At 37.0% G+C, this 12,124-nt stretch carries 9 protein-coding genes; 1 reads left to right on the top strand and 8 read right to left on the bottom strand.

Features of this window, described 5'->3' with window-relative positions; all coding sequences use genetic code 11:
- Positions 1 to 44 precede the first annotated feature (44 nt).
- The 8 genes from G7Y57_RS13325 to G7Y57_RS13290 all read right to left on the bottom strand — a co-directional run bounded on the left by G7Y57_RS13325 (position 45) and on the right by G7Y57_RS13290 (position 10,753).
- On the bottom strand, positions 45 to 3,473 hold the full coding sequence (locus tag G7Y57_RS13325) for a SusC/RagA family TonB-linked outer membrane protein (protein ID WP_165024957.1): 3,429 nt from the start codon (positions 3,471 to 3,473) through the stop codon (positions 45 to 47).
- A 164-nt stretch (positions 3,474 to 3,637) separates the two neighbouring features.
- Positions 3,638 to 3,895: a hypothetical protein gene (locus G7Y57_RS13320; protein ID WP_165024834.1), complete on the bottom strand. Its 258-nt coding sequence runs from the start codon at positions 3,893 to 3,895 to the stop codon at positions 3,638 to 3,640.
- A 520-nt stretch (positions 3,896 to 4,415) separates the two neighbouring features.
- Entirely contained in the window at positions 4,416 to 5,753 is a 1,338-nt protein-coding gene (locus tag G7Y57_RS13315) for a M56 family metallopeptidase (RefSeq protein ID WP_165024940.1), read from the bottom strand.
- Positions 5,754 to 5,772: 19 nt separating this feature from the next.
- Complete coding sequence (locus G7Y57_RS13310) at positions 5,773 to 6,138, bottom strand: BlaI/MecI/CopY family transcriptional regulator (protein WP_165024937.1); 366 nt, start codon at positions 6,136 to 6,138, stop codon at positions 5,773 to 5,775.
- Positions 6,139 to 6,513: 375 nt separating this feature from the next.
- Positions 6,514 to 7,005 (bottom strand): TlpA family protein disulfide reductase, encoded by a 492-nt coding sequence (locus G7Y57_RS13305; protein ID WP_165024934.1) that lies wholly within the window; start codon positions 7,003 to 7,005, stop codon positions 6,514 to 6,516.
- Between the two features lie 168 nt (positions 7,006 to 7,173).
- Complete coding sequence (tsaB, locus tag G7Y57_RS13300) at positions 7,174 to 7,887, bottom strand: tRNA (adenosine(37)-N6)-threonylcarbamoyltransferase complex dimerization subunit type 1 TsaB (RefSeq protein ID WP_165024931.1); 714 nt, start codon at positions 7,885 to 7,887, stop codon at positions 7,174 to 7,176.
- Positions 7,888 to 8,241: 354 nt separating this feature from the next.
- The gene (locus tag G7Y57_RS13295; protein ID WP_165024928.1) at positions 8,242 to 8,976 is read right to left on the bottom strand and encodes a BT1926 family outer membrane beta-barrel protein; all 735 of its coding nucleotides are present in this window, start codon (positions 8,974 to 8,976) and stop codon (positions 8,242 to 8,244) included.
- A gap of 82 nt (positions 8,977 to 9,058) precedes the next feature.
- Positions 9,059 to 10,753, bottom strand: coding sequence for a hypothetical protein (locus tag G7Y57_RS13290; RefSeq protein ID WP_165024926.1), 1,695 nt, complete (start codon positions 10,751 to 10,753; stop codon positions 9,059 to 9,061).
- Positions 10,754 to 11,365: 612 nt separating this feature from the next.
- Here G7Y57_RS13290 and G7Y57_RS13285 point away from each other — a divergent pair.
- Positions 11,366 to 12,013, top strand: coding sequence for a S24 family peptidase (locus G7Y57_RS13285; RefSeq protein WP_165024923.1), 648 nt, complete (start codon positions 11,366 to 11,368; stop codon positions 12,011 to 12,013).
- Positions 12,014 to 12,124 lie beyond the last annotated feature (111 nt).

Below are 12,124 nucleotides of genomic sequence, written 5' to 3'. Positions count from 1 at the left end.
TTTGATATAGTTTATTTCTATTCTTTAGACTGAACAAGTTTTTATTAGAAACCAATACCTACTGTAAAAGTAAAGCTGGATGTTACACCTTGAAACGAACGTACACGAAACTCGCCGGCAGCAGTACCACTTATCGATTCAGGATTTTCCCCATTAGGCATACTGTTCAACAGATATCCCAAATTGTGTCCAGACACTGTCAGGTTCATATTTTTCGCTTTCATTTTTCGACAAAAAGCACCAGGCACACGATAAGTGAGAGCAACATCACGTAGAGCAATATAATTCAGTTTCTTTACCCATGCGTCGGATACAACACCAAAATTACGTCCAGCCTGTGTCCATGCATTATTTCTATAATTCCATGCAGAAGAGTGGGTCGGTTCTATCACCCCTTTATCAAATAATTCCTGATAAGACTCCCCAGACTGTGAAACGCCACCTTTACCTACTGTATAGGTACTTCCGTCGGGCTGAGCAATCGGAGTTCCTTCAGGGAATAGACCCGCAGGAATAACTCCATCATGATAAGTCAATCCATCAAATGCAGATGTCCAAGTGAGGCCTCCATGCCCCGGAGCACCCTCTAATGATTTCTTGGTAAAACCGTAAGCTGTACCATAACGTGAGTTATAAGATGCTACATATCCCCCAATACGCATATCTAATCCTACAAATAGCGACCAGTCTTTGTATCTCAGTTTAGTAGAAAAAGAACCTAAGAAATCCGGAATCATTGATCCTATTTCTTGGATTTCAGTTTCATTACGGAGATAATTGGCGCGTCTCACAGATTCAGTCCAAACCAAAACAGGTAAACCTGATGTTCCATCTATTTTCAGTTCACTATCTGTCATCAATGTTCCATAGGAAGCACCGACCTTTGCTACCGAACCAATACGGAAGTTACCATAAGCAGGATCCCCTGCCAATACAATATAATCCGCTACGTTCTCATGTAGAGATATAACTTTGTTATCATTCTTTGTATAAGTGAAGAATAATTCCCATTCCAAATCTTTAGTCCGGATAGGCACTACATTCAAAGCTAACTCAACACCTTTATTTTCGATATTACCGGCATTAATCAACTGCTGCGTGATACCAGACTGATAAGGTACGGAAATCGTCATGATCTGATCTTTTGTATTTTCTTTGTAATATGTAAAATCTACACCGAAGCGGCCATCAAAGAAACGCCAGTCCAAACCAACCTCCCAAGCATTTTTACGTTCGGGTCTCAGATTGGTTGAATTCATTTTCGTCGGAATTGTCAAACCGTAGTAATTAGAGGACCCTAACGTAGAAGTTGTTAGTGAATAAGCGGTATTGATATTGTAAGGACTTGTATCATTACCTACCTGCGCCCATGATCCGCGTATCTTAGCAAAAGACACCCAATCTGGCAGGTTGTCGCGGAAAGTAGAACTCAAAAGCCACGATCCATTCACAGAAGGATAGAAGTAAGAATATGTTCCATGCTCATCCGTATATACTAAAGCAGACGACCAGTCGTTACGTCCGGTTACATCCACATATACCTGATCTTTCCAGCTTACTCCGGCTTGGAATGCAACAGAAAGAATTTTCTTCCGGTCAGCAATTCTTGCTGAGTATACAGGTGTTTTTTTCGAATTTGCAATAAAAAACTGACCCGGCACAACCAAACCATCATCTGTTCGTATATCCTGCGCTTGAGCAAAATTTTCGTAATACTCCCCACGAAGGAATCCGTTTACATTCCAATCTCCAAATGCTTTGTTTGCCAAAAAGTTAGCATTTAAGTTGGTCTGTTCTCTGTTTCTCATTCTCATATCGTATTCACCACCTTCATTGGCATAGCCTTGTCCCAGTTGCTTACCTTCATAACGGGTGTAGTAATAATTGTAGCTAGCCTCCGTATTGAATTTCAACCAATCGAGCAAATCAATATCCAGTTTTATTGCCGGACGAACAGATGTTTCCTTTTGTTCATAAGTGTTTTCATAGAGATCAAACCAAACACTACTTCCAGGCATATTACCATATTGATCGCCGTACGATGTACTAGCCAAACCTCCATGAGAACCCAGATACTTCGTTCTAGAATAAGCAGGATCGTAAGAACGCCCCCATGTTCCGTTTACAAAGTTCTCGCCTATATTTTTTTGTGGATTTCTAGGCATAGAATTAGCAAACGCCATGCTCGCTTCCAGCCTTACCTTATCTGTTATTTTATGAGCTGCTTTTCCCAAGAATGATACACGTTGAAACTCACTATTAGGAAGAGTTCCACTGGCATACTTGTATGACATAGAGGTGTAAAATGTTGTTTTATCATTCCCTCCACTTATAGCTATATTGGTATTTGAGTTGAAACCAGCTTGGTAAGCTTCTCTGAAATTATTTTTTTCAGGGTTGTAGGCTCTGAACGTTCCATCATAATATTCGACTTCGCGCCCATCGAATGCAGGACCGTAACTCATTCCCCGACTCGGTATCAAAGTGAAACGTCCATCATTATTTAGCTGAAATTGGCGAAAATTATCGAAGATGAAATAATTACCATTAGCATCTTTTTGACCATAACTCACATTTCCTGCGATTGTACCATTACCAAATTCATTCTGCAAATTAGGAGTAGATGTTATAGCATCAACACCAAAAGTTTGCGAGAACTGGATACCCAAACCTTGATTAGTCTTACCACTTTTAGTTGTAATTACAACTGCACCGTTCAAACCACGAGAACCATACAGTGCTGTTGCAGCAGCGCCTTTCAGTACCGATACGGTTTCAAAATCATCGGGATTCAGATTCTTAAGTTCGTTACCATAGTCATTGGGGTTACTATCCCAATCAGGATTTCCTTCCTTAATTTCATTACCAATAATCATTCCATCCACTACATAGATCGGCTGATTGTTTTTACCTAAAGTAGAAGCACCACGTATCTGAATTTTGGTCGAGCCGAACAGACCACCATCTGAATTCGCGATTTCCACACCGGCGACTTTTCCTTGCAGTGCCAACACAGGGTTAATCACATTACTATTCAAGTCTTCACCTTTCAATTCCGTCATTGCATATCCCAGTGATTTCTGAGAGCGTTTCATACCTAAAGCTGTTACAACAACTTCATCTAAGTCGGTAGTATTAGATTTCAATGTAAAATTTAATGTTGGCTGTCCTGTGTACCTTGCTTCTACAGTAACATAACCTACACTAGAGGCCGTTATTGTAGCTCCTTGCGGAACATTGGATAATGTAAACTGCCCATTTTCATCAGCCATTGTTGCATTAGTAGTACCTTTAACCGATACTGTTGCCCCAGGAATAGGGCCATCGGCATCGGTGATGATACCAGTTACTTTTTGTTGCTGTTGCACACTTTCTATACCATATGAATTATGACTACCCGAGGCCATCATAATCCCATTTGCGCATAGTGTAACAAACAGCACACAATAAATTTTCTTCCTTATTCGATCCATAAGATTAGTTTTAAAGATTTAAATAATAATTTTTCCGGTGTTTTTGAATTTTAGAGTTTTAAGCGAGGTCCGTTAACATTTTGAGTTTTTTTGAAATATATTATCCTTAGTTTTAAATTCGACTTTAGTAAATAGCAAAGCCATACCCCAAACAATTAAATTGTCTAGGGTATGGCCTTTACATCCACCTTTAGCAGGTAGAAAAATATTAAATACGGTAAATCGTTGTTATCTTGGTATTTTTTTAGTATACTATTCTCTCTCTCTCTCTCTCTCTCTCTCTCTCTCTCTCTCTCTCTCTCTCTCTCTCTCTCTCTCTCTCTCTCTAATAAAATAGAGTTAACTGCCAAATTTCCAAGAGGAAAAATAGCAGACATCGCTGATTTATTTGGAGAACAATAGTGCATAAAGATGTTTTTCATAATTCGATACAAATGCAAAATTAAAAATATTTATTATATTTTATTATAAAATACAAATAAAATTTAATCTTTATTAGTATGTATAGACATGGGATGAGTAAACATTTATTAACTAAGCATCATTAGGAATACAATAAGATAGTATCTAAAATACATATAACAAAATAAGCTAAAGACCTTTACAATTCACATATAAGTCAATACCCTAACAATAAGATTGGACGAAAAAAGCCGTCTATGAAGACAGCTTTTTTCAAGTGTTTTTTAACATAAAAACTAATATTCTCATCTCTGAAGTATCTGTAGCCGCATTATTTTTGACTAATTATGGAGATTCAAGAAAAAGAATTGCAAACAACAATGCCATAAACTACCCTTAGAGATATAACAATATCAGATTAATAAAAAAAAGGTGAATTCAATATCCACCTTTTTCCACATTAGCCTATTTGCATTATTATACTTACACGGCTCTTTCATTTGTCACACACCAAAACAATCTGATCAGTAGATGTTTATTTTACGGTGTCACGTTATCATCCTTTTTCAATTTATATAAGATAGGCAATGTAAAATAAACATCTACTGCCTTCCCGTTTTGCTTCCCGGGATTCCAATTCGGCATCGACTTCACGACACGCAGAGCTTCATTGTCACAGCTAGGATGCACACCTCTTATTATCGACACATCCGTAACCTCCCCTGTACTTTTAACGATAAAACGGAGAGTTACCCGCCCTTGTATTTTCGCCTCAACAGCATCAGCAGGGTAGTTAAGATTTTCCCCTATAAACTTATGCATTTCAAGTTCACCACCAGGAAAGGTAGGCATTTGTTCTACTGTTACATATGTATCTCCTTTTTTCTCTCCAATTTTAAATGGTTCAGTCGTTTTTTTCTGTGGAGCTTGATCAACACCTACCTTTTCTTCAAGCAATTGCTCATTATTGCTTTGCGGAGTCAACATTTCTTCCAACGGAGAGGTTACCAATTCGGGTGATGCCTGTACGGCATTACCGAGCAGCAGTACTGCTCCAAGTGGTATAGCCAACAAGTATTTTGCTGACTTGAAAACAGAAGTTTTTTCTTTATTCATCATGGCAATACGTTTTTTAAGTTGTGATACATTAAAATTATTAATTATAGAAATACCGGTATTTTCATTTGAAACCTGCAGAAGTACGTATTGATAGGCCGTAGTATTAAAGCCCTCGTCCAACACGCCTTTATCGGCAAGATATTCGAGATTGACTTTCATCTCTCTCCTCAACAGCCACACAATTGGATTCCACCAAAAGCAAGCACAGAGCAATTGAGCCAACACGACATCGACTGAATGCCATTGTCTGACATGCACACGTTCGTGAGCAATTATTTCTACTGCTTCTGCATTACAGACATTAGCACCAACAAATATCCAATTGAAAAATGAGAATGGAGAAACCTTCTTTCCCGACAATTTTATAATGCAACACCCGTCCGATTCTTCCGATTCATTCACAATTTTTAGTCTTATAATACTACTCATTTGAAAAACGAACTTCAGCAGCATAATCAAGGCTATAAACGAGAGCCCGATAAATATCCAGCTCTGCACTGATACGCTTGTGTTTTTTTCGACAGGCATTACGCCACCTTCTATTTCAGACAACCAAAAAGCAGGAATTTGAGTTTTTTCCGCCGCTGCTACTTCGAAACTAACAGCAGGATAAAGCAAGGAGAAAAATATAGCAAATAAAAAATATATTCTTCTTATCCTCAGGAATGTATCTTTCTTCAGACAGACCATATATAGTCCATAAAAGATAACCAACGATATTGTAACTTTAATCAGATAAATTATTATAGCATTTTCCATAACTGTAAAATTTAGACGATCAGCATTTCTTACCTTTTTCTATCATTTGTATAATCTCAGCCAATTCTTCTGGGGATATCTTCTCTTCTTTCACAAAGAAGGAAACGAGTTCCTTATACGAGTCTTCGAAATAACTCTTCACAACATTCGACATGAAGTATTTTTTGTAATCATCTTCTATTATCTGGGGGCTATATACATATACGTTTCCATACTTCTTCGAATTGAGATAACCTTTCTGCTCAAGATTCCGAACTACAGAGGCCACTGTCGTATAAGGCGACTTGGGTTCATCCATTGCATTTACTATATCTTTCACCACACATTCTTGCAATTGCCAAATGTGCTGCATAATTATTTCTTCCTGATGAGTTAACTTTTCCATGTTGTCTATTTTAAAAACGTAAAACTACTATTTTTTCGTAAATATACATCAAGTTTCGTAACAAGCAAATTTTCAGCAGCTTTTTTTTGAAGAAATGAATAAAAAATAGACTTTCTAATCTACTATTAGTTCAACAGATAAAGAAATGTATATAATTTAAGGAAAGTTAGATATAAGGAAAGAAATGACATCCGATTAAACCTATCATTATAAATTGACAATAACGAATTTCCTATTACAAAATGGAGGAAACCGACATCCCTCATTGCATTTCGAGATGACAGTAATGTACCTAAGCACCTACAAATCATAAATAGGGTAGCCAATCAAACACGATTAACTTAATGATAATGAAGAGACACTCGAACTATTAATTTATAGATTCAACAATTCTATTATTTTTTGTTCCATTAGTGCAATATCCTTTTCTACCTCGGATTGATAAATATTGCCTCCAGTCTTGAAATAAATCACTTTACCTTCTTTGTCAAGAACTAGATTAGTTGGAAATCCTGAAGATAAGTTTAAGCGATAACATTCTTCTTTTGAAATAGAACAAACAACATAGGGTATTTGATATTTTTGAATACTAATCCTAGCTTCTTCGGGGGAATCAAAAGTGAACGATACAAATTGGAACTTAGGATTATCTTTATATTTATAATATAATGCACTAAGAGCCTCAAACTCGGCAATACAAGGAGCACAACTTTGAAACCAAAAATTAACAACAGTCACTTTTTCAAACAAAATTTGCTCTGTGATTCTATTGCCTCCTAATGTTACAGTAGAGAATTGAGGGTATTGTTTTCCAATATTCGACTGACTGATACTATCTTTTTTGGCTTTATAAGTTTGTAAATCCATCTGAGAGTATGAAAATATTGAATAAAATATTAATATGATAAATACCAGTCTCTTCATTAATTATATGTTTTTATAAGAAAAATTTATGTGTCGTAAAGTAGTTAATAACAATTTGTAATAAGCAACCTCTATTTACACAAGTACCAATACACTACGGATCAATAAGAATTATTTTACATTCTGATGAGGCGGCAATACTTTATTCTTAGCTATTGTAGCAACAAATTCTTTCAAGTAAAATGGCTCGAAATAAGCAGAATCGACAAACTCTTTTTTAGCGAAAACATCTTCCGCCAAGTCAACCATATCAATAGCCGAAGGGTAAACATTTTCGACAAAAATTGCATTTGGTGATTGAAGTGCATCTTTACACTTGGCAGACCCATTGCCAAAGAATGCTATTTTCTGATCTTTCAATATCTCTATGAACGAAGTCTCATCAATAATATCAGCCTTAACATCACGAACAAGTGTAAGTTGCGAATCGAATAGTGCATCATACACTTCCATACGACGGGCGTCAATCATCGGACAAAGCAATATAGCCGGATCAACCAAACCTTTTTTTGCCACAGCCGATGCCATAAGCTTTAGTGTACCGATGGCAATCATCGGAATATTCAAACCATAGCATAAGCCTTTTGCTTCGGATACGCCAATACGCAAACCTGTATACGAACCGGGTCCGCAACTGACTGCAACCGCATCAAGTTTTAATCCTTTAGATCGAAGCTCTTTCGTGGCCTCATCGACAAATGTGCCAAGCAACACAGCGTGAGAAGGCCCTTTGGTTTCTTCTCGTTGAAAAATCAACTCACCGTCTTTCGATACGGCAACCGAGCAAACTTCCGTTGCTGTTTCTATATGTAATATACAAGCCATGTAGCAATTATGAATTATAAATTTTGAACAAGCTGCCTATCAGCTGATACCAACAAGGTGACAAAGTAACACCCTGACACTACTTTCTCCATTATAAATAGATAAGCATCTAAAAGGGAAACGATAGCGGATGCAAAATTACACAAATTATTAGATATGTCTATATTACCGAAAGGACAAGAAACATAAAAATAGCAAATAATTGTGATCGAGATAGTAAAAAAATAATATCGGCAACATATTATTTTACTATGCCTTGGAGAATAAAAAACAAGAGACTGTTCCTTAAATAAGAAACAGTCTCTTGCGAATTAAAATTTTAAACAACTAGTGAAAGCCACCCGATTTTATAAATCAGAATCGTATTCCCAGCTTAAGCATTGGCTGTGCGATTACTGATATATTATGATTGTCGGATGACAACAAACCCAATCCTGCTTGAGGGCGTATATTATACACTGAATATTGATAGGATATAGGACGCACATCGAAGCCAACAAATAAAGCGTTCGAGAAGAAATAGTCTGCACCTACCACGGGAGCCACCTTCCACGAGTACGCCTCTCCTACCGATGCACCCATATATTTTTCGCTATCAGAACCATTAGCTTTCATTCTTCCGTAAGCAAACCCGAACTCTCCTCCTACACGCAGATAGAGTTGATCGTAACGTGTTTTGAAATAACGATCGGCGCCTGCACCAATATAAAACTGCATGCTATTGCTACTTGGCACAGCATTGTATGTGGGGACATCTCCCAACTCATCACCTGTTCCCGTAACTTCGGTATAACCGGGATTGTGGCTATTATCAAATCCTCCTGTAAGCTTTAAAGCCCATTTATCAGTCAAAAACCAACGACCCTCAACACTGAGTATCATTTTATTGTCGAACCATGAAGACATGGGAGCCGACAGCGTATATTCCGACAAATTGGGTTCCGGCGCCGACTTTCCGATATACGATCCTACTCCCAAATTGAGAGAGACCATCAGGTCTCCTTTCTTAAGGGGTTCAAAATCGTTACCTTGTGCCGAAACCATAAAGGCAAAAGACAGGAGCATTACTAAACATATTATTTTTTTCATTCTTAGCTACTGTTTTAATCCCGATAGAGACAGAGGCAAGACTATCTTACCTCCGGAACTCTATTTGGATAGATTAACCTTCTTATTTCAACTTATCGTCTACAACTTTCTTAGCTGCTTCAAGTAATTTTTCTTGTACCTTCAGGTCAGCTTCGTCTTGTGCAAGTTGTTTTTCTAAATTAGCAATAATTGCTTTTTGGTTTTGAACAGCATTTGTATTGCTAGCTTTAGATTCTGCAATATATACATTCATACCAGCCACAGCATCTTTATTATCAGCAATACTCAATTCCAACGCTTTTATCTTGGCAGGCTTGTATTCAGACAGTAATTGAGCACCATTCAACGTAAGACCCTCCAACGAATCGTAGCTATCGCTCAATACTTGAGCTTCAGTTCTCTTATCGTCTGCAGCCTTTACAGCTTTTGTTTTAGCGGCTAAAGTTGTTTTCACAGAAGCTTCTAATGTTGCTGGAGTTTTGTCGTCTTTATAAAGTGCTTTCACTTCTTTCATTGCTGCCAGATCAGCATTGTACGATGCTACAATATTTGCTTGAGCAGTAATTGTATTTTGATTCGTAATTACAATTGTATGCTGATCGCCATAAGCAATATCCGCATCACTTTCAGCTGTTTGAGCAGCAGCAAGAGCTACACCGGCAGCAGTAACAGCTTGTTGCGCAGCAGTAACTTGTGCAGGAGTAGCATTAGCCGGCAAATTAGCTTGTGCATCTAAAGCATTGTTATAAGTTGTTTGAGCAGCAACAGTTTTAGCTGTAGCAGCTTTCAGGGCGGCATGTAGTCCGTCGATTTTAGCGTTAGCAGCAGCAAAATCAGCCTCAGCCTTAGTTTTTATTACTTCGGCATTTTTAAGTTCAACCTCAATATTTCTGATTTCAATATCCAATTCTGCAATAGAATAATAAACAGCACCCATCATATCCAGCTCATTATTCCAGCCACTCGTATATTTCATAGCACCATTATCGCGGAATTTTCTCAGCAAGTCCACTGCATTATTGTAGCTTGTAACCGCTGCATCTTCAGCTTTTTCAAGAGGAGGCAGTTCTGTAAAGTTGATCTTATCTTCAGCTGTTTTCAGCCTGGTCATTTCCGCTTTCAATGCTTTTACATCATTCGATACAACAAGATTATTCCAATATGCAAGTTCTTTTGTATCTTTTGCAATATCTACTTCTAAATCTGCAATATTATGTTTGATAAATAATATTTGAGATTCCAAAGCGTTCGGTGCTTTAACCTCTAATGCAGCAAGAACACCCTTAGCACCTACAATATCTACTTTTGCCATTTCAATATTAATCTTCAGGTCGTTTACTTTTCCAATCAGACTTTTGTACTTGTCGATAGCATCCTCCAATACAGGATCACCGTTTTTTGCCATGTCTAAAGCTTGTTGCAGAGCCAACAATTCTGTTTGCAGACTAATTTGCAATTTTTGCAAATCTCCCTTAGCTTGCGCTACAGCCAAGTCAACCTCAGCCTGAGTCTTAGCCAACTGTATTTCTTCACCCTTAGCTACAGCCTCTTTGTACTTAGCTTCGGCTAAAGTTAATGCTGCATCAGCTTCTGATGTAATTTTTGTAGCTTCTGCCTGAGCATTTTTCAACGCTGCTTCTGCTTTTAGCTGTTCAGCCCGGGCACCGCGCAAAGCTGTTACGGTAGACGACTCCGTGTCATCAACGCATGATAAGGTTGTCAATGATAATCCTGCAACAAGAGCTAGTGCAGGAATGTAAAATTTAATTTTCTTCATAATAAAAAAATAGTTAATAAAAAAAACGTTTCATATTTAAAAGTGTTATATAGGCTATTATATTAAATTTATAGGAGTATAGATAATATAGTTTTAACAATAAGAATTCATACCTTTGCTAGATTTTAGTTTTTAGTTAAATGAATATGTATTAAAAATGCACGCATCAATATTCTGAAAATGAGATGGATTTCCCACCGCATTCACTTGTGTAGCTCAGACATAATTCTGGCCTCCATCGCTCTTTGAGCATTTGTTTTTGTTTACCAGAAAATCGTCAATTCAACGAATTTGCGACTCTTAAAAAAAACAATGTGAGACTGAATATGTCATTACAGGCTTTACTTTTTGTTGCGTTTTCCGATTTTCATTATTGTAGCATTTAAGAGATAAGGGTTTTAATTTTTGAATTTATATAGCTGCATTATCAAATCGTAAAAAAACGAATATGCTTAGCCTGTAAAGACTATTTATTATACCTAACACTCGTTATAAAACAAAACTGAAACATTAAAATGCAATATTACATTGTATAATATTCGCAAATATACAATCATTAATTGTAAATAAAAATGTTTCTTTTATTTTTTTTTAAAAAAATATTAAAATTACATGGATAGCTGGAATAGACTAAATGAAGTTATTATATCTACAGGTTTAACAACCAATGCTTTCGCCTCAAGCATTGGCTTAAAAAGATCTGAAAACCTATACAGAATAAAAAAGGGTAAAAATTCGATCAGTAAAGATTTAGCCGACGCTATTGCAACAAAATATTGCAACATAAGTAAATCATGGTTACTCACAGGCGAGGGATCCATGTATATTGAAAACAACGAAAAAGACACACATTCGTCGTCCTACAAAAAAATACCGTTCTATGACTCTGTATATACTGACATAGAGCCGATAGCTGATGGCAAAAAAAACGAACCTTCATATTATATAGAAGTCCCAAGCTTGATGAATTGTGACTTCGCTACTCTTTTTGTCGGAGATTCAATGGCACCGGAGATACCCTCCGGAGCGATTGTCACGCTAAAAGAAATCAATATAGAATCTATACTTCCCGGCGAGATGTATCTCATTGTAACAGATGCATACAGTACCATCAAGTATATAAGGACTGCTGAAAATGACAATTCAATATTACGCCTGATTCCCAAAAACACAGAGTCGTACGACGATGCTATAATCAAGAAGGCTCAGATCAAGCGCCTATACTTGGTTAAAGGTGTAATATCAACAAAGGTTCTATGACAAGAGGATTACAATATACAATCGAATACCAACACTCATAACCCAATATTAAAAATTATTAAGCCGGTCAATTATGTTAAAAACATCTTTTTTTCGTACATTTGACCTAAC

This window comes from Dysgonomonas sp. ZJ279 (assembly GCF_011039205.1).
Taxonomy (GTDB): domain Bacteria; phylum Bacteroidota; class Bacteroidia; order Bacteroidales; family Dysgonomonadaceae; genus Dysgonomonas.
This window is presented reverse-complemented; position numbering and strand designations above follow the sequence as displayed.